This window comes from Actinoplanes aureus (assembly GCF_015704865.1).
Taxonomy (GTDB): Bacteria; Actinomycetota; Actinomycetes; order Mycobacteriales; family Micromonosporaceae; genus Actinoplanes; species Actinoplanes aureus.
Map to the genome: position 1 here is coordinate 274,051 of NZ_JADQTO010000003.1, position 22,777 is coordinate 296,827.

The window sequence follows — 22,777 nt, forward strand, 5'->3', positions numbered from 1 at the left end:
CGAGCCTCACTTGCGGGCACGTTACGTGGACGTCACATCGGACGACGCGTTCGTAGAGAGACGGCCGGGCTTGCTGCCCGGCCGTCTCCTCGTTCGTCACTCGTGAACCGGGGCGGGCGCCGCCTGGTGGCGGACGATTCGCAGCGACACCGCGGTGAGGGTCAGGGCCAGCGCGAAGAGTGCCAGATGCAGGTACGGGTCGACGATCGGCACGAACCCGATGACCGCGACCGGGATCTGCACCACTGCGATCAGTGCGGCCAGGAGCCAACGGCGGCCGCCGCTCCACAGCAGGGCGGTCCAGACCGGCGCCGAGACGACCAGCAGGGTGAGGCCGTCGAGCAGGGCGTGCAGGGCCGGGCTGTGCACCCGGTTGTGGGCGAACGCCTGCGCGGGTGCGGCGATCCAGAGACCGGCGAGGGTGAGGGCGAGAACGACAGCGGTACGACGCATGGGATCCTCCAGCGTAATCAGACCGTTGCTCCGAGTGATAACCGTACGAAGATCACCATCGCCGCGTAAAGGCTCACGACGATTCATTCGCGCTCTTGGACCGTCACTCTTCGGGTTCATGATCCCGGACGATCGGCCAGCTGGATACTTTCCGTGATCACCACTAGCCTGCTCGGGTGCGAATGATCGAGTTGGGCCTGGCTGCTGCGATTACGGTGAGTATCTCCGGCGTTTCTTACGCTGCGTTGAACCCGCAGAAGCTGGAAGCCGACGCCCGTGCGGTCGCGAACCAGGCGACCTGCCGCAACGTCGACTCGGCGATCGTCGCGTACGTGGGCGTGCACGGCGAGGCCCCGCGGACCGTGCGGGAGCTGCGCGAGTACGTGAAGGGCGACATCTCGCGGTATCGGATCGTCGACGGGATGGCCGCCGGTCCCGGCTGCTGAACCCGGACGTCATACGATCGGTGCGAAGTACCGGACATGACGGCCGAGATGGTTTCAAAGGCAAAGGGTGACGATGGAGACGTTGGAGTTCCAAGCCGAAGCACGTCAGCTGCTGCAGCTGATGGTCCATTCGATCTATTCGAACAAGGACATCTTCCTCCGTGAGCTGATCTCCAATTCGTCCGACGCGCTGGACAAGTTGCGCCTGGCCAAGTTGCAGGACGGCCTCGAGGCGGACACCTCGGACCTGCACATCGAGATCGAGGCGGACGCCGAGGCTCGTACGCTGACGATCCGCGACAACGGCATCGGCATGACCCGCGACGAGGTCGTCGAGCTGATCGGCACGATCGCGAAGTCCGGCACCGCGGAGCTGCTGACCAAGCTCAAGGAGGCGTCCGAGGCCAAGGGCGACACCGAGCTGATCGGTCAGTTCGGCGTCGGCTTCTACTCGACGTTCATGGTCGCCGACAAGGTCACGCTGGTGACCCACAAGGCCGGCACCGAGGGGCACGGCACCCGCTGGGAGTCCGCGGGCGAGGGCACCTACACGATCGACGACGCGCCGGACGCTCCGGTCGGTACCAGCGTGACCCTCCACCTGCGGCCGAAGGACGAGGACGACGCGCTCTACGACTACACCGACGACTGGAAGATCCGGGAGATCGTCAAGCGGTACTCGGACTTCATCTCGTTCCCGATCCGGAAGGGCGACGAGACCCTCAACTCGATGAAGGCGCTGTGGGCGCGGCCGCGCAGCGAGGTCACCGACGAGGAGTACCACCAGTTCTACCGGCACATCAGCCACGACTGGACCGACCCGCTCGAGATCATCAACATGAAGGCGGAGGGCACCTTCGAGTACGAGGCGCTGCTCTTCATCCCGTCCCGGGCTCCGCACGACCTGTTCCAGCGCGACGCCCGCCGTGGCCTTCAGCTCTACGTCAAGCGCGTCTTCATCATGGACGACAGCAAGGAGCTGATCCCGGACTACTTGCGCTTCGTCAAGGGCGTGGTGGACGCGGCCGACCTCTCGCTGAACATCTCCCGGGAGATCCTCCAGCAGGACCGGCACATCCAGATGATCCGGCGCCGGCTGGTCAAGAAGGTCCTCAGCACCATCAAGGACCTGATGAGCAGTAACCCGGAGAAGTACGCCACGTTCTGGCGCGAGTTCGGCCGGGCGGTCAAGGAAGGCCTGCTCAGCGAGCCGGACAACCACAAGCCGATCCTGGAGATCGCCTCGTTCGCGACCACCGGCGGCACCGAGCCGACGACGCTCGCCGGGTACGTGGAGCGGATGAAGGAAGGCCAGGAGGAGATCTACTTCCTGACCGGCGAGAGCCGCTCCCAGGTGGAGAACTCCCCGCACATGGAGGCGTTCCGCGAGCAGGGTTACGAGGTGCTGATCCTCACCGACCCGGTGGACGAGATCTGGGTCGACGCGGTGCCCGACTACGAGGGCAAGAAGCTGCGCTCGATCGCCCGCGGCTCGGTGGACCTGAAGAAGGACGAAGAGGAGAAGGAGCCGGAGGGCGACTTCGGCCCGCTGCTCGGCTTCCTCAAGGAGAAGCTGGACGAGCGGGTCAAGGAGGTCCGCCTGTCCCACCGGCTGACCACCTCGGCGGCCTGCCTGGTCAGCGACTCCGACGACATCACGCCGGCGCTGGAGAAGATGTACCGGGCGATGGGCCAGGAGGGCCCGCGGGTCAAGCGGATCCTCGAGCTCAACCCGAACCACGCGCTCGTCTCCGGCCTGCGGGCGGCGCACGAGCGCGGCGCCGACGACCCGGCGCTGCCGGACACCGCGGAGCTGCTCTACGGCACGGCGCTGCTGGCCGAGGGCGGCGACCTGGACGACCCGGCGCGCTTCGCCAAGCTCCTCGCCGACCGGCTGGCCCGCACGGTCTGAGAGTGCGACCGGCCCGCTCACCCGGCGGGCCGGTCGTCAGGACAGGTGCGCGAGCCAGGCGCGCGGTCCGGCGTGCGTCACCCGGACGCCGGCGACGCGTATCGCGTACGCAACAGCGGTTCGCAGGTCCTCGCCCCGGGCGAGGCCGACGGCGAGCGCGCCGTGAAAGGCATCGCCGGCGCCGGCCGTGTCCACCGCCGCGACGCGCGGCACCTCGATCGCGCCGGACCGGCTCGCGCCCGCCTCGCTGAACCAGCGCACCGGCCGCGCGCCGTGCGTGATCACGACATGGGGCGCGTGCACGGCTGCGGCGGTGGCCTCGTCGGACGGATCGGCGGCGGCCGGGTGCCGGAAGTCGGCCGAGCAGGCCACCACCTCCGCGTGCGGGAAGATCTCCGCGAAGACCGGGCGCCAGCTGCCGGCGTCCACCAGCAGGCGCCGCGCGGCGCGCGCCGCGGCCACGGCCAGCACGGGATGATGTCCGTCGACAAGCGTCAGGTCCGCTTCGGGCAGACCCCTTTCCGGTACGCCCACCGCACGGTTCCCCGCGTTGCGGCTGACGATGGTGCGTTCCCCGGTCCCGGCCAGCACGGTCACCGCGGAGACCGGCGGCGGCTCGGGCCAGTCCGGCGCCGCGTCGATCAGGGTCACGCCGTGGGCCGCCAGGTCCGCGCGGATCAGGTCGCCGAGCGGGTGCGCGCCGACCGCGGTGATCAGCGTGACCTCGGCCCCCAGCGCGGCGGCGGTGACGGCGGCGTTGGCGGCCGGCCCGCCCGCGGCGACCTCGACCGACTCCGACTGCACCTTCTCGTCGGCGCCGGGCAGCCGATCAACCCGCTGTACGAGGTCCACCGTGGCCAGACCGGCACAGAGAACCCGCACGTCAGCCGTCGGAGAGCTCGACGAAGAACGTGCCGATGTTGGTGAAGATGTCGGCCACGCCGTCGCCCAGGCTGCGGGCCACGTCGGCGGCCTGGCCCGGGTTGGTGCCGATCCAGAAGACCAGCAGGAACACCAGGATCCAACCGAGGACCTTCTTCATCCCGAACTCCTCCGATCCTGCCTATGCCATCCAAGATCGTGACACAGGGCGGCAAGCGGCGCAGGCGGCACGCCCAACCTGAGCCGGCCCTCAGCGAAACTGCTACCCCATTGCTTTTGACAGTTACTCTCATTTCATGGCTACCTTCAAAGGGCGCTGGTACGCGCTCGGAGCACTCGCCCTCTGCACGCTCGCCATCGGTCTGGACAGCACGGTGCTCAGCGTCGCGCTGCCGACCCTGGCCCGGGACCTGGAGGCCTCCACCGGTGACCTCCAGTGGTTCACCTCGTCGTACCTGCTGGTCCTGGCCGCCGGACTGCTGCCGGCCGGGATGCTCGGCGACCGGTACGGCCGGAAGAAGTTCCTGCTCGGCGCCCTGGTGCTGTTCGGAGCCGCCTCGGTCGCCTGCGCCTACGCGGAGTCCGCCGGCCAGCTGATCGCCGCCCGGGCGGTCCTCGGCCTCGGATCAGCCGTGATCATGGCGCTGATGGGAGCGGTCCTGACCGTTCTCTTCGACGAACAGGAACGCCCCCGCGCCCTGTCGATCTGGGTAACCGCGAACGCGCTCGGCGTACCCCTCGGTCCTCTGCTCGGTGGTTATCTGCTGGACCGCTTCCACTGGGGCTCGGTCTTCCTGATCAACCTGCCCCTCGTCGTCCTCGGCCTGATCGCGGTCGCCGTCCTGCTCCCCGAGTCGTACGGCGACCGCCACCGCCGCTTCGACCTGCCCGGAGTCCTGCTGTCCGCGGCCGGACTGGTCGCTCTCACGTACGGGATCATCGAAGCCGGCGAACGTGGCTGGAGTGACCCGCGCGCCCTGCTCACCGTCGCCTTCGGCGTCCTCGCGCTCGGCGCGCTGATCCTCTGGCAGCGGCGCGCCGCTGCCACCGGAAAGGCGCCGCTCATCGACCTCGACCTGTTCCGGAACCGGGCGTTCACCGGCGGCACGCTCTTCGCCACCATCGCCGGGTTCGCCTTCTTCGGCCTGCTCTTCACGCTGCCGCAGCTCTTCCAGGTGGTCGGCGGCGCGGACGCGCTCGGCACCGGGCTGCGCCTGCTCCCGGTGATCGGCGGCCTGCTCGTCGGCGCCCGGGTCGCCGACAAGCTCACCGCCCGGTTCGGTGCTCGCCCGGTCATCGCCACCGGCCTCGCCGTGATGGCCGCCGCGCTCTTCGCCGGTGCGGCCACCGGCCCGGACACCGGGTACGCCTACGTGGCGGCCTGGATCACCGTGGCCGGTGTGGGCCTCGGCCTCACCATGCCGCCGTCGATGAACGCGGCGCTCGGCGCGCTCACCCCGGAACGCAGCGGCGTCGGGTCCGGCCTGATCCAGGCGCTGCGGCAGGTCGGCAGCGCGATCGGTGTGGCCGTGCTGGGCACGGTGCTGAACACGGCCTACCGTGACGCGCTGCCCGCCTCGGCGCCGGACGCGGTCCGGGAGAGCGTCGCGGCCGCGCGGCAGTCCGGTGATCCGGCGCTGCTCGACGCGGCCCGGGACGCCTTCACGCACGGCATGGGCGTCTCCCTGCTGGCGGCGGGCGCGGTGACGGCGGCCGGGGCGGTGCTCGCGCTGGTGGTGCTGCCGCGGACCAGGCAGGCCGTGCCGGTACTGGCAGAATCGGGGGTATGACAGCGCCCCCGACCAGCCTGCGCGAGCGCAAGAAGGCGAAGACCCGGGCCGCGATCCGCGAGCACGCGATGCGGTTGTTCGAGGAGCAGGGGTACGCGCAGACCACGGTGGACCAGATCGCCGACGCGGCCGAGGTCTCGCCGAGCACGTTCTTCCGGTACTTCCCGACCAAGGAGGACGTCGTCCTGATCGACGACGTCGACGCGGTCCTGATCGACGCGGTCCGCGCCCAGCCCGCCGAGGTGCCGCCGGTCGAGGCGATCCGGCGCGCGATGCGCCAGGTCTTCGACGACATGAGCCCGGAGACGTGGGAGTTCGAGCGGCGGCGCCAGCGGCTGGTGCTGGGCGTACCGGAACTGCGCGCCCGGATGCTGCAGCAGATGACCGACGCCATCGACATGGTGGCCGCGGTGATCGCCGAGCGGGCCGGGCTGCCCTCGGACGACTTCTCGGCCCGGGTGACCGCGGGGGCGACGGTCGGCGCCCTGCTCGCCGTGCTGCCGTCCGGCGGCGTGGGGCACATCGAGGGCGTGACGCCGGGTGATTATCAGCGGTTGGAGAAGGCGTTGACGCTGCTCCAGGACGGGTTGCCGCTGGGCTGAGCGCTCTTGCTCAGCCGGTGCTTCTGCTCGGCCGGTGCTTCTGCTCGGCCGCGGTTTGCTCAGCCGGCGGTCGGCGTTCGGCCGGCCAGGGCCTCGCGGGCGGCGGCCAGGATGCGGTCGGAGAGGTCGGTGCCGGCGGTCGCCCGGGACAGCAGCAGCGCGCCGACCAGCATGCCGGCGGCGGCCAGGTCCGCTTCGCCGCCGGCGCCCAGGCGCCGGGCGAAACCCTCAACCCCTTCGGCGTACGCCCGGCGCGTCTCGCCGCCGTCAGCCCGCGCGACGTCCCCGCCGAAACCCGCCGACGGGCATCCGGTGCCCGGGTGGTCGCGGTGGGCGGTGGAGAGGTACGCGTCGAGCAGCGCCGCCGTCCCGTTCCCGTCCAGGGCGGCGGCCTGCTCGGCGAAAGCCTGGGTGATCGCCTCCGCGACGAGCGCGTCCTTGGAGGCGAAGTGCTTGTAGAACCCGCCGTGGGTCAGTCCCGCCTCGGCCATCACGTCGGCCACGCTCACCCCGGCGACGCCTCGCTCGCGGAAGAGGCGCGCCGCCGTGGCGACGATGCGTTCCCGGTTCTGTGCGGCCTGCGCCTGCGACACCCGTCCCATGCCCGCAACTATAGATGAGGTGTGTCATCTATTACCTGGCGCTCTTTAGATGACAGCCGTAATCTAAGTCGCATGGAACTCACCAACGTCATCGCCGTCGTCACCGGAGCCAACCGCGGGTTCGGCCGCCACCTCGCCGCCCAGCTGCTCGAACGGGGCGCCAAGGTCTACGCCGCCGCCCGTGATCCGCGCGGTATCGACCTGCCGGGCGCCATCCCGCTGGCCCTTGACGTGACGGACCCGGAGTCGGTCGCCAAGGCCGCGGCCACGGCTGCCGACGCCACCCTGCTGATCAACAACGCCGGTGTCGCCGCCGGGCAGTCGCTGCTGGACGGTGACCTGACCGGTGTCCGGCAGGACATGGAGGTCAACTACTTCGGCACGCTGGCCGTGACCCGCGCGTTCGCCCCGGTGATCGCGGCGAACGGCGGGGGAGCGGTGCTCAACGTGCTGTCGGTGCTGTCCTGGCTGCATCCGGGCTTCGCCGGGTCGTACTCGGCGGCGAAGGCGGCGGCCTGGGCGCTGACGAACGCGAGCCGGGAACTCCTGGCGCCGAGCGGCATCACCGTCACCGGGCTGCACGTCGGCTACATGGACACCGACATGGCCGCGTCCGTCCCGGCCGACCGCAAGGCCGACCCGGCGGTGGTGGCGAGGCTCGCACTGGACGCGATCGCCCGTGGTGACGCGGAGGTGCTCGGCGACGACCTGACCCGTGGGGTGAAGGCCGGCCTTTCCGGCGCCGCGGCGTGACGGCGGCCGGAACGGGCGCTGGGATCGTGGCGCCTGTTCCGGCCGCTCGGGAGCGATTGCCTACCGGGACCGGCGCTGCGGCCGGAAGCACGGACGTGCCGGGCGGCCACCTGCCTGGGCCCGGCGGTCGCGTCGGGGCCGGGAGTTGGCTCGCGATCGCGCGGCTCGGCGGGGAGGTGTGGATTCGGCGGGGCGGCCGGTGCGCGTACCCGGAAAGGGTTTTATTTGTTGGTCTCGTCGCGCCAGGAGATCCACTCGCGGAGTTCGGTGAGGTCGGGGTCGGGGCCGCCGACGTGGACGGTGAACAGGCGGGCGCCGGCGGTGTGCAGGCGTTCGCGGGTGCCGGGGCGGGCTACCACCGAGACCTCGATCTCGGCCGGGTCGCGGCCGATCGCCTCGCAGTGGCCGCGCAGGACGCCCAGCTTGTGTTCGACGCCGTCGGCGTCGGCGAGGGTGTGCCAGATGTCGGCGTGCTTGGCCACCAGGCGCAGCGTCTTCTTCTCGCCGCCGCCGCCGATCAGGACCGGGATCTTGCGGGTGGGCGGCGGGTTGAGCTTGCCCCAGCGGGCCTCGATGCGGGGCAGGGCCTCGGCCAGGTCGTCGAGGCGGCTGCCGGCGGTGCCGAAGTCGTAGCCGTATTCGGTGTAGTCGCGTTCGAACCAGCCGGAACCGATGCCGAGGATGAGCCGGCCGCCGGAGATGTGGTCGACGGTGCGGGCCATGTCGGCGAGCAGTTCCGGGTTGCGGTAGCTGTTGCAGCTGACCAGCGGCCCGATCTCGACGCGGGAGGTGGCCTCGGCCCAGGCGGCCAGCATGGTCCAGCACTCGAAGTGCAGGCCGTCCGGCTCTCCGTTGAGCGGATAGAAATGGTCCCAGTTGAAGATGATGTCCACGCCGAGGTCCTCGGCCTCCGACGCTGTGCGGCGGATGGTGGCGTAGTCCATGTGCTGCGGCTGCAACTGCAAGGCGATCCGAATCGGCCTATCGATCATGTCGCGAAGCTTAATTGCACGTGCCGTCCAGCTTCTGGCCGATCGCCGTGAACTCGCCGTTGAGGAAGGCCTCCGGGTCGCCGGACTGCGAGGCTCGGGTGAGGTCGCCGGCGATCGCGTCGACGGCCGCACGCTGGGCCGGGTCGGCGCTCTGCTCGCCGGCCGTGGTGATCTGGCCGGCCATGTCGGCGAAGGTCTTCTGCATGCCCGCGCGGGCGTCGGCGCCGTCGCCGGTCGCGTACTCGGCGAGGCGCACCGCACCCGAGGTGAGCACGGCGTGGACCGCGCTGCACACGTACGCCGGCTGGCCGGCCGAGGCGGACGGCGCCGGCGCGATGCTGACCGGCACCGGCAGTGAGCCGGGCGCGACCTCGATCTCGCACCCGGCGCTCGCCAGCAGGCACGCGGCCAGGGCGGTGGTCAGTGCGGCACGGCGTCGCGGCACGGCATTCCCTTTCGTCGATCCGTACGCGGCAGCATAGTCGCTACCGGACGAGTGGTCCGACACCTTTGCGGGGAGAGGGAAGTTAGGTAGCAATGTGTCCCATAACCCCAAAAACGGTAAATCAGTTGTCCGGCGGGCCCTGATCGTCGGGATCGCGACGGTGCTCGTCGCGGCCGGCGGGACGGCCTTCGCCGAGATCGTCTCCTCCGAGCCGGCCACCTCCCCGTCCTTCAACGGCTCTGTCTACGCGGTCGCCTACCGTGGCGACACCGTCTACGTGGGCGGCAACTTCACCAGCGCCGTCGTGAACGGCAAGAGCATCCCCCGGACCCGGCTCGCCGCGTTCAACGCCCGCACCGGCGTCCTGCTCGACTGGAAGCCCGCCGCGGACGCCAACGTGCGTGCCCTCGCCGTCGACGGCGACGTGGTCTACGCGGCCGGCGACTTCGACACGATCAACGGCGAGACCCGGGACGCGGTGGCCGGCATCGGCGCCACCAGCGGCGTGCTCACCTCGCTGCGGCACACCGTGCTCGGCCAGCCGAACGCGCTCGTGGCCGGGCACGGCAAGCTCTACGTCGGCGGGCGGATCACCGCGGTCGACGGGGTGCCGCGGGCCAACCTCGCCGCGTTCACCATCAGCACCGGCGCCCTCGACGCCTGGGCACCGGTCACCGACGACGCGGTGAACGCGCTCGCGGTCACCCCGGACCGGGTCTACCTGGGCGGGCGGTTTCACCGCACCAACAACGTCAGCTCCACCCTGCGGCTCAGCGCGGTGGACCCGGTCACCGGTGTGCTCGACCGTGGCTTCGTGGCGAAACCGGTCTCCCAGGTCTTCGCGCTCACCGCGCACGCCGACGGCGTGTACGCGGCGCTCGGCGGACTCGGTGGGCGGGCCGTGTCGTACACGCGGACCGGCCAGACCCGCTGGACCCGGGTCTTCGACGGCGACGCCCAGGCGGTCACCGTCCTCGACGACGTGATCTACGTGGGCGGGCACTTCGACAAGGCCTGCACAACCACCAACAACGGTGCCCGGGGCATCTGCACCGACGGATCCGTACCGCGTGGCAAGCTCGCGGCCGTCGACCGGGAAGGCAACCTGCTCGGATGGTCGCCGCAGGCCAACGGGGTGGCCGGCACCCGGCAGCTGGCCGCCAGCGCGGGGCTCGGTGCGATCAGCGCGGTCGGCGACTTCACCACGGTCGGTGGGCTGGGCCGCAAGCGGTACGCCGCGTTCACCGGGGTGACGCCCCGCGAGGAGCAGACGGTCGCCTCGGACCATGTGGCGGCGTACAACTTCGACACCACCATCGCGGACGGGACCTTCGATGACGGGTCGGGACACGGGCACCTGCTGCGTGCGGTGACCCGCAACGGTGGGGCGCCGATGCTCGTGCCGCACGGCACCGGGCAGGCCCTCCGCTTCCCGGAGAAGTGTGGCGGCGCGGAGTGCCCGCGGCTCATCCTCCAGGCCGGTGACACCGCCGACCTCAACCCCGGCGACCGGCCGCTGCGGTACGGGGCCGGGGTGCTGCTGTCCCCGGCGGAGACCGGCCGGGGCGAGAACATCCTCCAGAAGGGGTACTCGACCGGGGGCGGGCAGTACAAGCTGCAGGTCGACGGGCTGTCCGGCAAGCCGAGCTGCGGGATGGGCGACCAGGCCGGGGCGTACGTGGCGCGTAGCCGTACCTCGGTGGCGGACGGCAAGTGGCACTCGCTGGAATGCCGCCGCACCGGGCCGACCCTCGCCATCGTGGTCGACGACCGTCTCGAGGCGAGTGTCGCGGTGCCGGCGAGTCTGGCGGTGCAGACCACCCAGCCGTTCACCGTGGGCGGGAAGGGCGTCGGCGCCAACAACGACCAGTTCCACGGCACCCTGGACGACGTCTGGGTGGAGGTCGGCTGATGCGGGGCTTGACCTGTTTTCTGCTGACTTGAGCTGTCTTTCGCGGGCGGGGACTGTCCAATCCGGGGTGAGCTGGCCGGTCCGGGTGCGCGCTACCGTCGGTCGCCGTGAGGTATCGATACGTGGGCCCGGCGGACGTGGCGGCTGCCGCGACCACCGGGCCGGGCCGCGCCGTCCGCTCGGCAGCCGACTTCACCTCGTGGGCGAGTGCGGGTCCGGGGCCGTTCACCTATGTGGTGGATCTGTCCGGGGTGCTCCGGCTGGCGCCCCGGGAGAGCGAGCACGTGGCCTGCGCCGAGGGTGGCGAGGTGCTCGCGGCCGGGGAGGTCTCGTTCACCAGGGACGGCGGTGGCTGGCGGATCAGCGAGGTGAGCAATCAGTCGACGGGGTACTGCCCGGACCCGTCCTGCTGGCCCGCGGTGGCCGCGGCCGCTGAGCGCGCCGGCTTCGGGCATCCGGGTGGGTTCACCGCGGAGTTCGTGTTCCGGCGGTGCCCGGGGTGCGGCCAGATCTGTGTGGTCAAGGAGGGCGACTTCACCTGCGCCGTCTGCGGGAGCCCACTGCCGGTGTGGGTGAAGCCCCGGCTATGGGTGAAGCCCCGTTTGGGTGGGGAGTCGTCGGCTCTGAACGAGGCGCTTCATCGGGAGTGAAGCCCCCGGCGGCCGGTGCGGACGGCGGCAGGCCGCCGGGGCGGAATCGCGTGTGCCGGTCGGAGGTCCGGCACACGCCGCTTCTCGAGCCGCCGGGGTGCCCGCCGGCCGCACTCCGCCGCCGCCGGCAACAGGCCCGGCGCGGTGGATCTGACCGGCGAGGACGGTGCCGGCAGCCCCGCCGTGTCCCGGACGGTGCGGAATTGAAGGTCATCGTTGCAGTCATGTTGCGGGAGTGCAACAGGCGTTTTGCGGATCGTCGGCGGAGCCCGATCGCGGCCGGACCTGCCTACCGAGGCGGAGCTTGCGGAGGCGGTCGTCAGGATGCCGGCGGGCGTCGCCGGATGCTCCAGACGACCGCGCCTACCAGGGACAGGAGGGCGACGCCGCCGAGGGCCAGCAGCCCGGCCACCGGGCCGCTGCCCTCCTGTTCGTCGTCGGCGTCCGCGGGCTTCTCGGAGGCGAGGATCCGGCCGGAGTCGCTCTCGACAGCCGCGCTGAGGGTTCCCGGGGGCCGGGCGTTGTCGCCGGGTCCTGCGATCGCCGGCCCTGGTGCCGCCGAGAGGGCCAGAACCAGGGCCGCGACGGCCACGACATGTCTTCCTGCTACCGCGAATGAATACCTCACGTCCTATTAGAACGGTGAGAATCGTCGATCGGATCGGTCTGGATCACTGCGGAACCAGGATGGCGGGGGGATGGTGGCGGGTGACCAGCGCGCCTGCCGGAGGATGGCCGCACCGGCCAGGATCGCCGGGCGTGGGACGACCGGCGTGCCGGCCGGGGCGGTGCTGGTCAGGGCCGCGGAGGGGCGTAGGGCGACCGGCGCGCCGGCCGGGGGTGGTGCTGGTCAGGGCCGCTGGGGGAGGCGGAGGGCGACCAGCGCCCCGGCCGCGAGGATGGCCGCGCCGGTCAGGACGGCCGGGGTCACGCCGTCGACGAAGTCCTGGTGGGAGGCGAAACCGCCGTAGGTGCTGAAGATGGAGGAGAGGGCGGCGACGCCGGCCGCGACGCCGAACTCGCGGATCGTGTTGTTGGCGCCGGATGCGACGCCACGCTGGGCCTCCGTGACGCTGGCCAGGGTGACCGTGCTGATCGGGGCGAAGGTGAGGCCCATGCCGACGCCGGCCAGGACGAAGGCGCCGACCAGCCGGCCGTAGCTCACCTCCGTCGAGGTGACGAGGCCGATCCAGAGCAGGCCGGCGGCGAGGAAGAGCTGGCCCGCGAAGATCAGGTTGCGCATGCCGATCCGGGCGCCGAAGATGCCGGCGAGCGGGGCGACCACCATCGGCGCGGCGGTCCACGGCAGGGTGCGCAGGCCCGACTCGAGCGGGCTGAGGCCCTGCACCACCTGGAAGAACTGGGCGAGCAGGAAGACCGAGCCGAAGGCGCCCGCCGAGAAGGTCAGTGTGACGACGTTGACGAGGCTGAACGAGCGGGACTTGAAGAGGCTGAGCGGCAGCATCGGCGTACGGTTGCGGCTCTGCCAGAAGAGGAACCCGGTGATCAGCGCGACGCCCGCGCCCAGCATGACCGGCACCCGGCCGGTGGTCCAGCCTTTCTCCGGGCCGTCGACGACGCCCCAGACCAGCAGCAGCATGCCGCCGGCGGACAGCACCAGGCCGAACGGGTCGAGGCGGCGGGCACCGCCGCGCGACTCGCCGAGGACGATCGCCGCCAGGATCAGGGCGCCGACGCCGATCGGGACGTTGACCCAGAAGATCCAGTTCCAGGCGAGGCCCTCGGTGACGGCGCCGCCGATGACCGGGCCGAGGGCGACCCCGAGGCCGGTGATGCCGCCCCAGATGCCGATCGCGGCATTGCGCAGGCGGTCGGGGACGGCCTGGGCGAGCAGGGTCAGTGACAGCGGTGCGATGGCCGCGCCGCCGAGGCCCTGCACGGCGCGGGCCGCGGTGAGCTGCCACGGCTCGGTGGCCAGCGCGGCGGCGGCCGAGGCGGCGGTGAAGACCACGATGCCGGCCAGGTACATCCGGCGGCGGCCGATCCGGTCGCCCAGCGCGGCCGCGGTGAGCAGGAAGGCGGCGAACGGCAGCGTGTACGCGTTCACGAACCACTGCAGGTCCGAGATGGACGCCCCGAGCTCGGTGCGGATGACCGGGAGCGCGGTGCTGACGACCAGGTTGTCCAGGGCTCCCATGAAGGCCGGGATGCCGACCGCGGCGATCACCAGTCCGAACGGTCGGGTCCGGGCCGGTGGCCGGCTGGGCGCGAGGGTGGTCACTGGTTCTCCCTTAGTTGTTATCGACTGATAACTAAGCACGGTATGCATCGACTGATAACCTGTCAACGTGACCCGGACCCGTCTCACCGCCCAGGAGCGCCACGTTCAGCTCGTGGCGGCTGCCCTGCAAGCCTTCGCCCAGGGCGGTTACGCGGGAACCACCACCGATCAGGTGGCCCGGATCGCCGGCGTCTCCCAGCCGTACGTGGTGCGCCTCTTCGGTTCCAAGCAGGAGCTGTTCCTCGCGACGCTGCGCTACGCGGGGGACCGCATCGAGGCGAAATGGCGGGCCGCCGCCGCCGACGACCCGACCCTGGAGAGGCTCGGCGCGGCGTACGAGGACCTGCTCGCCGAACGGGAACTGCTCGTCGTGCTGCTGCACGGCTACGCGGCGGCCGGCGACCCGGTCATCGGCGACGCGGTGCGCGACTGCTACGGGCGGCTGTACTGGGTGGTCCGCGAGCTGACCGGCGCCGATCCGGACCAGACCCGCGGCTTCTTCGCGATGGGCATGCTGATCACCGTGCTCGGCTCGATGCGGGTGCTCGGCCCCGATCCGGTGCCGCTGCCGCCGTGGGCGACCGAACTGCTCAGCGCCTTCCCGGGGGACTGATCACTCCATGTTGTGCCGGGTGTAGGCGGGCTCCCGCCAGCCCAGCATCGCCTCGGTCATCCGGATCGCGTCGACCGCGGCGCGCACGTCGTGCACGCGCATGATCCGGGCGCCGCGCAGGATGCAGAAGACCACCGTGGCCAGGGTTCCGGCCAGCCGTTCCTGCTGCGGGCGGTCCAGGGTCTCGCCGATGAAGTCCTTGTTGCTGAGTGCCGCCAGCATCGGATAGCCGATCGCGGCGATCTCGTCCAGCCGGCGGGTGATCTCCAGCGAGTGGTGGGTGTTCTTGTTCAGGTCGTGGCCCGGGTCGATGATGATCTGGTCCGGGCGTACCCCGCGGGACAGCGCCAGCTCGACCCGCTCCCGCAGGAAGGTGCCCACCTCGGCGGTCACGTCCTGATACTGCGGCCGGGGGCAGAGGGTGCGCGGCGCGGCCAGGCTGTGACAGATCACCAGCTGGGCGTCGGTGCCGGCCACCGCGTCGGCCATCGCCGGGTCGCGCAGGCCGGACGTGTCGTTGACGACGCCGGCGCCGGCCTTGATCACCTCGCGGGCCACCTCGGGGCGGAACGTGTCCACCGAGACCACGGCGAGATCGCGGGCCGCCTCGACGACGGGCAGCACCCGGTCCAGTTCCTCGGCGACGGTCACCTCCGGGCCCGGCGCGAACGGCACCCCGCCGATGTCGATCCAGTCGGCGCCGTCGGCGGCCGCGGCGCGGACCGCCTCGGTGGCCTTCTCCAGCGCGAACGTGCGACCGCGGTCGTGGAACGAGTCCGGCGTGCGGTTCACGATCGCCATCACCGCGACCCGGCGCGAGAAGTCGAAGGTCCGGCCGCCGATGACCCGCGTACCGCTGTGCTCGCTCACGGAACGGACCCTAACAGGCGGCCTCCGGAGCCCTAACGTGAAAGTGACTCAGGAGTAGGACCTACCCCTGAACTGGGATTTTATAGATGTGCGAAGTTGCGCCATTTATCACATCCGGAGGGGAATCGACGGACCGAACTGAGGGTAGTCCCGGGGCGTGGGCACAACGGCCAACACCCCTTACGGAGGAACCATGAGTGACCGTGCGTCTGACCCGGTCGGCGTGCCGCCGCAGCCGGGCTACGATCCCGAGTACCCGACGACGCCGGCCTACCCGGTGACCGAGCCGCGGCACACCGCCGGCTACGAGACCGGTACCCCGACCGGCTACCAGACCGGCGAGGAGCCGTCGAAGCCGCGCCAGGTCGCCGAGCAGGCTCGTGAGTCGGCCGGACAGGCCGCCTCGGACGTCAAGGACACCGCCAAGGAGCAGGTGCAGCGGGTCGGCGCGGAAGCGCGCGACCAGGCTCGCGGCGTCGCCTCCGAGGTGCGCGGCAAGCTCGGCGAGCAGGCCCGCAGCCAGAACGAGCGCCTGGTCGGGAGCATCCGGCAGACCGCCGACCAGCTCGACGAGATGCGTGCGGAGCGGCAGGACTCGCCGGCCGCCGCGGTCGTCGCCAGGGTTGCCGAGGGCGGCCGCCAGTTCGCCGACTACCTGGACCGCAACGGCCCGGATGGCGTACTCCGCGAGGTCGAGGACTTCGCCCGCCGCCGCCCCGGTGCCTTCCTGGCCACCGCCCTGGCCGCCGGCTTCGTGGTGGGCCGGCTCGGCAAGAGCGTCGCCAAGGCCGACGCCGACGCCGGCAAGCCGGACACGGACACCTTCAGCTCGGGCTCCGGCTACGGCTCCGAGGCGAGCGGCTACCAGGCCCGTCCGGCCACGGAGGCCTATGCGGGCGACACGGCCGCCGGCTACGAGACCGGCTCCGTCGGGTACGTGACCCCGGCGACCACCGAGTACGCCGCCACCGGCACCGGAACCCCGGCCGTGGTGGAGGAGAACTACCTGCCGGGTAGCCCGGAGCGCCGGTCATGACGGCGCCGTACCGCAACGATCACGACGAGCAGGTCGCCGAGACCTCGATCGGCGACATCATCGGCAATATCAGCAACGACCTGTCGCAGCTGTTCCGGCAGGAGGTGGCCCTCGCCAAGGCGGAGATCCAGCAGGAGGCGACCAAGGCCGGCAAGGCCGCCGGGATGCTCGGCGGTGCCGCGTTCGCCGGCTACCTGTCCGTGGTCCTGCTGAGCTTCGCGCTGGTCTTCGCCCTCGGCAGCGTCATGCCGGACGGCTGGGCCGCGCTCATCGTCGCCGCCATCTGGGCGGCCATCGGTGCCGTTCTCTTCGTCAACGGCCGCAAGAAGATCAAGACCGTCGACCCGGTGCCGCGCCGCACCGCCGAAACTCTGAAGGAGGACGCCCAATGGCTGAAGAACCCGACCGGCTGAAGCAGGACATCGAGAACACCCGGGCCACGCTGACGCGCGACGTCGACCTGCTGGCCGAGAAGACGAGTCCGCGGCAGGCCGCCCGGCGGCGCTGGAGCGCGGTGAAGGAGAAGGTCATGGGCACCACCGAGCAGGCTCGGTACACCACACAGGAGCAGACGTCCCGCCTGAGCGACAAGGCGTCGGAGCTGACCGGCGCGGCTAGCGACAAGGCGTCGCAGCTCTCCGACGCGGCGAGCGACAAGGCCGGAGCGGCCGCCCAGAAGGTCCGCCAGGCCCCGCGTGCAGTGGCCAGCCAGACCCAGGGCAACCCGCTGGCCGCCGGCATCATCGCCTTCGGCGTGGGCCTGCTGGCCTCCAGCCTGATCCCGGTCACCGACGCCGAGCGCCGCGCCGGGCAGCAGCTGAAGGACCACAGTGGCGACCTCACCGACAAGGTGAAGGACGTGGCGAGCGACCTCAAGGACGACATCGGCGGCACCGTGCAGCAGGCCGCCGGGCAGGTCAAGGAGACCGCTCGCGACGCCGCGCAGACCACCAAGGAGACGGCGACCTCCAACGCGCAGGACGTCCGCGACCAGACCAAGCAGGCCGCGACCTCCTGATCGAACCGCTTCATCGAGGACGGGCCGGCGCGAGCCGGCCCGTCCTGGCGTTTGTGGCGGTGGCACGCGGGAATCGCCAGCATCATGAGAATCGGATACAAACTCGCCGCCGAGGCGTTCGGCCCCAAGGAGCTCATCCGGCAGGGCATCCGCGCCGAACAGGCCGGCTTCGACTTCGTCGAGATCAGTGACCACTACCATCCGTGGCTCGACGTGCAGGGCCACTCCCCGTACGCGTGGAACGTGCTCAGCGCTCTCGCCGTGCAGACCCGTACGCTCGGCCTCGCGACCGGGGTGACCTGCCCCAGCGTGCGCTATCACCCGGCGATCATCGCGCAGGCCGCGGCCACCCTGGCGATCATCTCGGACGACCGGTTCACGCTCGGCGTCGGCTCCGGCGAGCGGCTCAACGAGCACGTCGTCGGACAGGGCTTCGGAAGCGTCCGGGAACGGCAGGAGCGGCTGCGCGAGGCCCTGGAGATCATCAAACTGCTCTGGCAGGGCGGCTACCAGTCCTACGAGGGCAAGTACCTGCGGCTCGAGGACGCGCGGGTGTTCGACCTGCCGGACCGGCTGCCGGACATCGCGGTCGCCGCCGGTGGCAAGGCCGCCGCCGAACTGGCCGCCACCCACGGCAGCGGCCTGTTCGCCACCGAGCCCCGCGCCGACCTGGTCGAGACCTTCCAGGACAACGGCGGCTCCGGCCCGAAGTACGCCGAGGTGCCGGTCGCCTGGGCGCCCACCGAGGAGGCGGCGATCGCCGAGGCGCACCGCACCGCGCGCTGGTCGGTCACCGGCTGGAAGGTGATGGCCGAGCTGCCGAACCCGGCCAACTTCGAGGCCGCGTCCGCCACGGTCACCCTCGACGACGTACGCGAGCAGTTCACCGCAGGCCCGGACCCGGCGAGGTACGTGCAGGCCGTGCGCGAGTACACCGACGCGGGATACGACCACGTGGTGCTGATGAACGTGGGACCGGACCCGGACGGGTTCTTCGACTTCTTCGACAAGGAACTGCGTGAACGGCTGACCTCCCGGTGAGCGACCAGGTGACCGTAGTGGTGGCGACCCGCAACCGGCGGGACCGGCTGTTCGAGACTCTCCCGGAGCACACCGCGCCGGTAATTCTGGTGGACAACGGCTCCGACGACGGCGGGCCCGAGGCGATCGCGACGGCCTTTCCCGCCGTCGAGGTGGTGCGGCTCCCCGAGAACCGGGGAGCCGCCGCCCGCAACGAGGGGGTGCGGCGGGCCACCACCCCGTACGTCGCCTTCGCCGACGACGACTCGTACTGGTCACCGGGGTCGCTGGCCCGGGCGACCGCCTTGCTGGACCGGCACGACAGGCTCGGGCTGGTCACCGCGAAGGTCCTCATCGGCCCGGAGGGCCGCCTCGATCCGATCTCGGCGGCCATGGCCGCCGGACCGATCGGCACCCCACCCGGCGCGCCGGGTCCGTCCGTGCTGGGCTTCCTCTCCTGCGCGGTGGTGGTCCGGCGCGAGGCGTTCCTCGCGGTGGGCGGATTCGAGCCACGCCTTTTCGTGTACGGGGAGGAAGCGCTCCTGGCGATGGACATGGCCGCCGCGGGCTGGTGGCTCTGCTACGAACCGTCCCTGGTCGTCCGGCACTTCCCGCGGTCCGCGGGACGCGACGACGGCACCCGGCGGCGGATCGAGGCCCGCAACCGGATGCTGACCGCGCTGCTGCGCCGCCCGCCCGCCGTCGTGGCCCGCACGCTGGCATCGTCGGTGCGCGAGTCGCCGGCGGCGGGCTGGGACGTGCTGCGGTCGCTGCCCTGGACGCTGCGCCACCGGCGGCGGCTGCCCGCCCCGGTGGAGGCGGGCCTGGTCCGGCTGGCGGCCGGTCAGCCGCGGCTGTAACCGGGGATCTGGTTGCGCTGGGTGGCGCCGGCCGCCCAGTGCGCCAGGTCGAGCAGCCCCGCGAGGACCACCCAGAACCAGTCCCAGCTGTTCAGGCCGACGCCCGGCGTCCAGAGGACCACGTAGATCAGGGTCGCGAACGGGAAGAAGATGATGCCCAGCAGCGGGAAGATCCACGTGTCGAACGCGGAATTGACCATCGCCGGCCGGGCGATCCAGATGATGAACAGCGCAAGCCGCGGGAAGACCCCGGCGAAAAGTGCGAACAAGCAGCCCATCGCCGGATTGTCGAACGGGTCGGGCGGCGGCGAATCATTCCTGGTGGATGATCTGCTCGCGCAGGATGTCGGCGTGCCCGCAGTGCTGGGCCAGCTCGCGCAGCACGTGCAGGTAGACCCAGCGCAGCGGCAACGGGCCGCGCCGGTTGCCGGGCAGCACGTCGTCGAGCCCGAGCGGCGCGGTCGCCGTCCGGGAGTCCGCACAGGCCTCCAGGTACGCCCGCCGGACCGTGTCGATCGTGTCGCCGTCATCGAGAACGAAGCTGGTGTCCGGGTCCGCCGGGATGCCGATCTCGGCGCGGGAGCGGCCGGTGACCGCCTCGTCGAACCAGACCCGCTCCACGAAGGTGGCGTGCTTGACCAGGCCGAGCAGGGTGGTCCGGGACGGCACCAGCCGGCGGCGGGCCTGCTCCTCGGTCAGGCCGTCCAGACAGGCGGCGAGCGCCGCCCGGTGCTCGTCGAGGAACGCGTCGAACTGGGCACGCAGCGGTTGATCAAAGAGGTCGGGCATCAGCGCAGCATGCCAGGATCAGGCCGATGTCATCACCCCAGGCGTCGAGGACGTCGCCGTGGCCACACCGGCGGGCCAGGCCGGCGACGGCCGGGAAGAGTGGCAGCGCGCCGGTGGGCAGCCGGGCCGGGGTGAGGGCGGCGTTCCAGTCCTCCGGGAGCGGGTGGGTGGCCAGCTCCCAGGGCAGGTACTTGTTGTAGGGGCGCAGCCGGCCGTGCAGCGCGAAGACCGTCTCCAGGAGCCACGGGACGGCCTCGATCTCGTCCAGCTGTGCGAGCTCCGGATGGCCGTCGCGCCGGCTCTTGGCCGCCCGGTAGAGCTGGTTGACGTAGGTGTCCAGCATCTCGCGGGCCAGCCGCTCGGCCTCCTCGGCGGTGGGGACGGCCTGCCGGTCGACCAGGGTGGCGATGCCGCCGTCGAGCCGGTCGAGCAGAACCCGCGCGCCGCGGAAGCCGTAGCGGCGCCAGTGGACCGAGGTGTCGGCGAGACCGTCGACGGTGCAGACGGTCTCGTCGAGTTCCGTGGTGCGGAGCCGGTGTCGCCAGGGCACCTCCTGCTCGGTGACCACGACGGTGACGTCGAGGTCCGAGCGCGAGGTGGCCAGCCCGCGTGCGTGCGAGCCGGTCAGCACGACGCCGCGGACCGTGGGATCGGCGGCGGCCTCGGCGAGAACCTTGTCCAGCATGTCCATGCCGAAGGCATACTCGGCGCGGCGTGACCCGGCAAACCCATTACGGTAGCGGACCGACATTTTTGCGTGTCCGTTCCTGTCCGGTGAATCGGCAGTAGGATCAGCCGGAGCTACGTTCTGAGTGCGACTTCCGGCGTCGCGGCGTTTTCCGAAATAGCGGTATGAACGCTGGATCAATCGCGTCCAAAAATGGAATCGGGGAATCATGAAAAGGACCATCTGCGCGGTGTCCGCGATCGCCACCGCGCTGGCAATGCCGGTGCCGGCAGTCGCCAGCGACACCGGATCGAATGCCCGCACATCGGATGCCGCAATCAGCAGTACTACCTGGCAGGCCAGCGATGACCCGGTAGAAGAGGAAGAGGCCGAGGAGGAAGAGGTCGAGGAGGAGGACACCCAGGCCAACATGCCGGCGCAGATCTCCGGCGCCTTCTGAAAGTAGTCGAGAGGCGTCCTCGGCTGCGCATCGCTGAGGGCGCCCTTCATTTGTCGCCGGAGGGCCGTCATGAAATTGCATTTTCTCGTCACGCTCACGCTGGCCGCTTCCGGCGCGATTGTGGCCGGGCCGGCGCCCGCTTCCGCTCTGGACGCCGTTGCGAAAGGCGGGACGTTCACCCTTCTCTAAACTACGACCCGGCAACGATCAGCCAGTCGTCCCTCAACGTGCCGGGTTTGATGTTCCGCCGCTCTTCGCGAGACGGGCGGAGCGGCGGGGCGGTCACCAGCCGGACGGGGGCGCCTCGATGTGCACGGCCTTGGTCACCGTCATCTCGTCGAGCAGCTCCGGGCCGTACCCGAATCCATGGCCGGAACCGCGCCGCGGATGCGCGGCGCCGCCCGGTGCGCCACCGAAGACCGCGTTGATCTTCACGGTGCCGACCGGCAGTTCGCGCCAGGCCCGCTGGGCGTGGCTCATCGAGGGGGTGAGCACGGTCGCGGCGAGACCGTACGGTGAGTCCGCCGCCCGGGCCAGCGCCGAGGAGAACGAGTCCACCGTGACCACCGGTGCGACCGGCCCGAAGGTCTCCTCGCGGACCACCGCCATGTCGTCGGTGCAGTCGGCGAGGACGGTCGGCGGATAGTAGGCGCCCGGCGTGGACGGTGCCGTTCCGCCGCAGAGCAGCCGTGCCCCGTCGCGGACCGCGGCCTGCACCTGCTCGTCCACCGCGTCCCGCAGCCGCCGGTCGACGAGCGGGCCGATCTGGAACGCCCACTGCGCGGCCTCGGCGGTCAGGGCGTCGAGGAACGGCTCGGCCACGTCCCGGAGCACGTAGATCCGCTCGACGGCGACGCAGATCTGCCCGGAGTTCACGAACGCGCCGAGCGCCACCTGCTGCGCCGCCCACTTCGGGTCGACGCCGGAGTCGACGATCACCGGGTCGCTGCCGCCGTTCTCCAGCAGAGCCTTCGCCCCGGACACCGCGCAGGCCGCGGCGATGGCCCGGCCGGTGGCGGTGGCGCCGACGTGGGCGACCACGTCCACCTCGGCGGCGGCGAGGGCGGCGCCGACCGGCCCGTCGCCGTTGACCAGGGTCAGCACCCCTTCCGGGAAGTGCGGTGCGAGCAGCTGAGCCAGCCGCCAGCCGGTGGCCGGGGTACGTTCGCTCGGCTTGTGCACCACGGTGTTGCCGGTGACCAGGGCGGCGCCGAGCAGTCCGCAGGAGACGGCGACCGGGTCGTTCCAGGGGGTGATCACCGCGACCACGCCGCGCGGGCCGTACGCCATCAGGTCGATCGCCTCGTCGTTGCCGGCCAGCGCGCGGCCACGGTGGACCGGGCCGAGCTCGGCGTACTGGCGCAGGGTGCCGACGCCGGCCGCGATGGAGTCCCGGGCGCCGTCGACCGGCTTGCCCATCTCGGCGGACATGATCTCGGCGAGTTCGTCGGCGGCGGCCTCCACCTCGGCCGCGGCGGCGTGCAGGGCGGCGGCGCGGGCGGCGGGTGCGGTCCGGGCCCAGCCGGGGGCGGCGGCGCGGGCGGACTTCACCGCCGCGGCCACGTCGGCGCCGGAGGAGACCGGTACGCGCGTGACCGGGGCGTCGTCACGCGGGTTCGAAACGGTGAGTTCCCGGCCTTCGTTCCCGGGCGTCCACGTACCGTCGATGAGCTGCTCAACCTCGTACATGGAGGCAGACTGCCCATACTGCATCGCATGAAACCGTGACTCACAGCAAAGATCCCCTGCCAGACGGTAGCGAT

General features: G+C 71.3%; 27 protein-coding genes. 14 read left to right on the top strand and 13 right to left on the bottom strand.

The window, feature by feature from the left end:
• Nucleotides 1-96 precede the first annotated feature (96 nt).
• The gene (locus I4J89_RS07115) at nucleotides 97-453 is read right to left on the bottom strand and encodes a hypothetical protein (RefSeq protein WP_196413032.1); all 357 of its coding nucleotides are present in this window, start codon (nucleotides 451-453) and stop codon (nucleotides 97-99) included.
• A 245-nt stretch (nucleotides 454-698) separates the two neighbouring features.
• Here I4J89_RS07115 and I4J89_RS07120 point away from each other — a divergent pair, with 245 nt between their 5' ends.
• Both I4J89_RS07120 and htpG read left to right on the top strand, forming a co-directional pair.
• The gene (locus I4J89_RS07120; RefSeq protein ID WP_230858483.1) at nucleotides 699-899 is read left to right on the top strand and encodes a hypothetical protein; all 201 of its coding nucleotides are present in this window, start codon (nucleotides 699-701) and stop codon (nucleotides 897-899) included.
• Nucleotides 900-966: 67 nt separating this feature from the next.
• Nucleotides 967-2,811, top strand: coding sequence for a molecular chaperone HtpG (gene htpG, locus I4J89_RS07125; RefSeq protein WP_309238218.1), 1,845 nt, complete (start codon nucleotides 967-969; stop codon nucleotides 2,809-2,811).
• 36 nt (nucleotides 2,812-2,847) lie between these two features.
• Here the strand turns inward: htpG and I4J89_RS07130 are convergent, their stop codons facing one another.
• Nucleotides 2,848-3,693: a PfkB family carbohydrate kinase gene (locus I4J89_RS07130; protein WP_196413035.1), complete on the bottom strand. Its 846-nt coding sequence runs from the start codon at nucleotides 3,691-3,693 to the stop codon at nucleotides 2,848-2,850.
• A gap of 1 nt (nucleotide 3,694) precedes the next feature.
• The gene (locus tag I4J89_RS07135; RefSeq protein WP_196413036.1) at nucleotides 3,695-3,853 is read right to left on the bottom strand and encodes a hypothetical protein; all 159 of its coding nucleotides are present in this window, start codon (nucleotides 3,851-3,853) and stop codon (nucleotides 3,695-3,697) included.
• Nucleotides 3,854-3,989: 136 nt separating this feature from the next.
• Between I4J89_RS07135 and I4J89_RS07140 the strand changes: the two genes are divergently transcribed.
• Nucleotides 3,990-5,483, top strand: a complete 1,494-nt coding sequence (locus I4J89_RS07140; protein WP_196413037.1) for an MFS transporter — start codon at nucleotides 3,990-3,992, stop codon at nucleotides 5,481-5,483.
• Entirely contained in the window at nucleotides 5,480-6,085 is a 606-nt protein-coding gene (locus I4J89_RS07145) for an acyl-CoA-like ligand-binding transcription factor (protein WP_196413038.1), read from the top strand. The genes I4J89_RS07140 and I4J89_RS07145 overlap by 4 nt, the downstream gene beginning before the upstream one ends.
• A gap of 59 nt (nucleotides 6,086-6,144) precedes the next feature.
• On the opposite strand, the gene I4J89_RS07150 is transcribed toward I4J89_RS07145, so the two are convergent.
• Entirely contained in the window at nucleotides 6,145-6,687 is a 543-nt protein-coding gene (locus I4J89_RS07150) for a TetR/AcrR family transcriptional regulator (RefSeq protein ID WP_196413039.1), read from the bottom strand.
• Between the two features lie 72 nt (nucleotides 6,688-6,759).
• On the opposite strand from I4J89_RS07150, the gene I4J89_RS07155 reads away from it, so the two are divergent.
• A complete protein-coding gene (locus tag I4J89_RS07155) occupies nucleotides 6,760-7,440 on the top strand; it encodes an SDR family oxidoreductase (protein ID WP_196413040.1) in 681 nt (226 codons plus the stop codon).
• Nucleotides 7,441-7,661: 221 nt separating this feature from the next.
• On the opposite strand, the gene I4J89_RS07160 is transcribed toward I4J89_RS07155, so the two are convergent.
• Together I4J89_RS07160 and I4J89_RS07165 are read right to left on the bottom strand one after the other, a co-directional pair.
• The gene (locus I4J89_RS07160) at nucleotides 7,662-8,432 is read right to left on the bottom strand and encodes an LLM class F420-dependent oxidoreductase (protein WP_196413041.1); all 771 of its coding nucleotides are present in this window, start codon (nucleotides 8,430-8,432) and stop codon (nucleotides 7,662-7,664) included.
• Nucleotides 8,433-8,442: 10 nt separating this feature from the next.
• On the bottom strand, nucleotides 8,443-8,877 hold the full coding sequence (locus I4J89_RS07165) for a hypothetical protein (RefSeq protein ID WP_196413042.1): 435 nt from the start codon (nucleotides 8,875-8,877) through the stop codon (nucleotides 8,443-8,445).
• A gap of 94 nt (nucleotides 8,878-8,971) precedes the next feature.
• Between I4J89_RS07165 and I4J89_RS07170 the strand changes: the two genes are divergently transcribed.
• A complete protein-coding gene (locus I4J89_RS07170) occupies nucleotides 8,972-10,789 on the top strand; it encodes a LamG domain-containing protein (RefSeq protein ID WP_196413043.1) in 1,818 nt (605 codons plus the stop codon).
• A 107-nt stretch (nucleotides 10,790-10,896) separates the two neighbouring features.
• Nucleotides 10,897-11,439 (top strand): hypothetical protein, encoded by a 543-nt coding sequence (locus I4J89_RS07175; RefSeq protein ID WP_230858484.1) that lies wholly within the window; start codon nucleotides 10,897-10,899, stop codon nucleotides 11,437-11,439.
• Nucleotides 11,440-11,758: 319 nt separating this feature from the next.
• Here the strand turns inward: I4J89_RS07175 and I4J89_RS07180 are convergent, their stop codons facing one another.
• On the bottom strand, nucleotides 11,759-12,031 hold the full coding sequence (locus tag I4J89_RS07180) for a hypothetical protein (protein WP_196413044.1): 273 nt from the start codon (nucleotides 12,029-12,031) through the stop codon (nucleotides 11,759-11,761).
• 258 nt (nucleotides 12,032-12,289) lie between these two features.
• Nucleotides 12,290-13,681 (bottom strand): MFS transporter, encoded by a 1,392-nt coding sequence (locus tag I4J89_RS07185; protein ID WP_309238219.1) that lies wholly within the window; start codon nucleotides 13,679-13,681, stop codon nucleotides 12,290-12,292.
• 67 nt (nucleotides 13,682-13,748) lie between these two features.
• Between I4J89_RS07185 and I4J89_RS07190 the strand changes: the two genes are divergently transcribed.
• A complete protein-coding gene (locus tag I4J89_RS07190) occupies nucleotides 13,749-14,294 on the top strand; it encodes a TetR/AcrR family transcriptional regulator (RefSeq protein ID WP_196413046.1) in 546 nt (181 codons plus the stop codon).
• On the opposite strand, the gene folP is transcribed toward I4J89_RS07190, so the two are convergent.
• Entirely contained in the window at nucleotides 14,295-15,095 is an 801-nt protein-coding gene (gene folP / locus I4J89_RS07195; RefSeq protein ID WP_196413358.1) for a dihydropteroate synthase, read from the bottom strand.
• A gap of 262 nt (nucleotides 15,096-15,357) precedes the next feature.
• On the opposite strand from folP, the gene I4J89_RS07200 reads away from it, so the two are divergent.
• The 5 genes from I4J89_RS07200 to I4J89_RS07220 all read left to right on the top strand — a co-directional run bounded on the left by I4J89_RS07200 (nucleotide 15,358) and on the right by I4J89_RS07220 (nucleotide 19,098).
• Nucleotides 15,358-16,200 carry a hypothetical protein gene (locus I4J89_RS07200; protein WP_230858485.1) on the top strand — a complete coding sequence of 281 codons (843 nt, stop codon included), beginning with the start codon at nucleotides 15,358-15,360 and terminating at the stop codon, nucleotides 16,198-16,200.
• Nucleotides 16,197-16,613, top strand: a complete 417-nt coding sequence (locus I4J89_RS07205; RefSeq protein ID WP_196413047.1) for a phage holin family protein — start codon at nucleotides 16,197-16,199, stop codon at nucleotides 16,611-16,613. Before I4J89_RS07200 ends, I4J89_RS07205 begins: the two co-directional genes overlap by 4 nt.
• Nucleotides 16,589-17,218, top strand: a complete 630-nt coding sequence (locus tag I4J89_RS07210) for a DUF3618 domain-containing protein (RefSeq protein ID WP_196413048.1) — start codon at nucleotides 16,589-16,591, stop codon at nucleotides 17,216-17,218. The genes I4J89_RS07205 and I4J89_RS07210 overlap by 25 nt, the downstream gene beginning before the upstream one ends.
• A gap of 84 nt (nucleotides 17,219-17,302) precedes the next feature.
• Nucleotides 17,303-18,259 carry a TIGR03557 family F420-dependent LLM class oxidoreductase gene (locus tag I4J89_RS07215; RefSeq protein ID WP_196413049.1) on the top strand — a complete coding sequence of 319 codons (957 nt, stop codon included), beginning with the start codon at nucleotides 17,303-17,305 and terminating at the stop codon, nucleotides 18,257-18,259.
• 8 nt (nucleotides 18,260-18,267) lie between these two features.
• Nucleotides 18,268-19,098: a glycosyltransferase family 2 protein gene (locus I4J89_RS07220; protein ID WP_309238221.1), complete on the top strand. Its 831-nt coding sequence runs from the start codon at nucleotides 18,268-18,270 to the stop codon at nucleotides 19,096-19,098.
• Here I4J89_RS07220 and I4J89_RS07225 read toward each other — a convergent pair.
• The 3 genes from I4J89_RS07225 to I4J89_RS07235 are packed head-to-tail and all read right to left on the bottom strand — an operon-like array spanning nucleotide 19,083 to nucleotide 20,578.
• A complete protein-coding gene (locus tag I4J89_RS07225; protein ID WP_196413051.1) occupies nucleotides 19,083-19,376 on the bottom strand; it encodes a hypothetical protein in 294 nt (97 codons plus the stop codon). The genes I4J89_RS07220 and I4J89_RS07225 overlap by 16 nt on opposite strands.
• A gap of 34 nt (nucleotides 19,377-19,410) precedes the next feature.
• Nucleotides 19,411-19,887 (bottom strand): DinB family protein, encoded by a 477-nt coding sequence (locus I4J89_RS07230; protein ID WP_196413052.1) that lies wholly within the window; start codon nucleotides 19,885-19,887, stop codon nucleotides 19,411-19,413.
• Nucleotides 19,871-20,578, bottom strand: a complete 708-nt coding sequence (locus I4J89_RS07235; RefSeq protein WP_196413053.1) for a nucleotidyltransferase domain-containing protein — start codon at nucleotides 20,576-20,578, stop codon at nucleotides 19,871-19,873. The genes I4J89_RS07230 and I4J89_RS07235 overlap by 17 nt, the downstream gene beginning before the upstream one ends.
• A gap of 226 nt (nucleotides 20,579-20,804) precedes the next feature.
• Between I4J89_RS07235 and I4J89_RS07240 the strand changes: the two genes are divergently transcribed.
• The gene (locus tag I4J89_RS07240; protein ID WP_196413054.1) at nucleotides 20,805-21,014 is read left to right on the top strand and encodes a hypothetical protein; all 210 of its coding nucleotides are present in this window, start codon (nucleotides 20,805-20,807) and stop codon (nucleotides 21,012-21,014) included.
• A gap of 282 nt (nucleotides 21,015-21,296) precedes the next feature.
• On the opposite strand, the gene I4J89_RS07245 is transcribed toward I4J89_RS07240, so the two are convergent.
• Entirely contained in the window at nucleotides 21,297-22,703 is a 1,407-nt protein-coding gene (locus I4J89_RS07245; RefSeq protein WP_196413055.1) for an aldehyde dehydrogenase family protein, read from the bottom strand.
• Between the last annotated feature and the right edge of the window lie 74 nt (nucleotides 22,704-22,777).

Bases quoted from the DNA above. Each gene is read 5' to 3' on its own strand.
- I4J89_RS07205 (WP_196413047.1), top strand. From the start codon at position 16,197: ATGACGGCGCCGTACCGCAACGATCACGACGAGCAGGTCGCCGAGACC.
- I4J89_RS07145 (WP_196413038.1), top strand. From the start codon at position 5,480: ATGACAGCGCCCCCGACCAGCCTGCGCGAGCGCAAGAAGGCGAAGACC.
- I4J89_RS07115 (WP_196413032.1), bottom strand. From the start codon at position 453: ATGCGTCGTACCGCTGTCGTTCTCGCCCTCACCCTCGCCGGTCTCTGG.
- I4J89_RS07200 (WP_230858485.1), top strand. From the start codon at position 15,358: ATGAGTGACCGTGCGTCTGACCCGGTCGGCGTGCCGCCGCAGCCGGGC.
- I4J89_RS07210 (WP_196413048.1), top strand. From the start codon at position 16,589: ATGGCTGAAGAACCCGACCGGCTGAAGCAGGACATCGAGAACACCCGG.
- I4J89_RS07230 (WP_196413052.1), bottom strand. From the start codon at position 19,887: ATGCCCGACCTCTTTGATCAACCGCTGCGTGCCCAGTTCGACGCGTTC.
- I4J89_RS07235 (WP_196413053.1), bottom strand. From the start codon at position 20,578: ATGGACATGCTGGACAAGGTTCTCGCCGAGGCCGCCGCCGATCCCACG.
- I4J89_RS07135 (WP_196413036.1), bottom strand. From the start codon at position 3,853: ATGAAGAAGGTCCTCGGTTGGATCCTGGTGTTCCTGCTGGTCTTCTGG.
- folP (WP_196413358.1), bottom strand. From the start codon at position 15,095: ATGGCGATCGTGAACCGCACGCCGGACTCGTTCCACGACCGCGGTCGC.
- I4J89_RS07225 (WP_196413051.1), bottom strand. From the start codon at position 19,376: ATGGGCTGCTTGTTCGCACTTTTCGCCGGGGTCTTCCCGCGGCTTGCG.
- I4J89_RS07155 (WP_196413040.1), top strand. From the start codon at position 6,760: ATGGAACTCACCAACGTCATCGCCGTCGTCACCGGAGCCAACCGCGGG.
- I4J89_RS07150 (WP_196413039.1), bottom strand. From the start codon at position 6,687: ATGGGACGGGTGTCGCAGGCGCAGGCCGCACAGAACCGGGAACGCATC.
- I4J89_RS07160 (WP_196413041.1), bottom strand. From the start codon at position 8,432: ATGATCGATAGGCCGATTCGGATCGCCTTGCAGTTGCAGCCGCAGCAC.
- I4J89_RS07245 (WP_196413055.1), bottom strand. From the start codon at position 22,703: ATGTACGAGGTTGAGCAGCTCATCGACGGTACGTGGACGCCCGGGAAC.
- I4J89_RS07215 (WP_196413049.1), top strand. From the start codon at position 17,303: ATGAGAATCGGATACAAACTCGCCGCCGAGGCGTTCGGCCCCAAGGAG.
- I4J89_RS07140 (WP_196413037.1), top strand. From the start codon at position 3,990: ATGGCTACCTTCAAAGGGCGCTGGTACGCGCTCGGAGCACTCGCCCTC.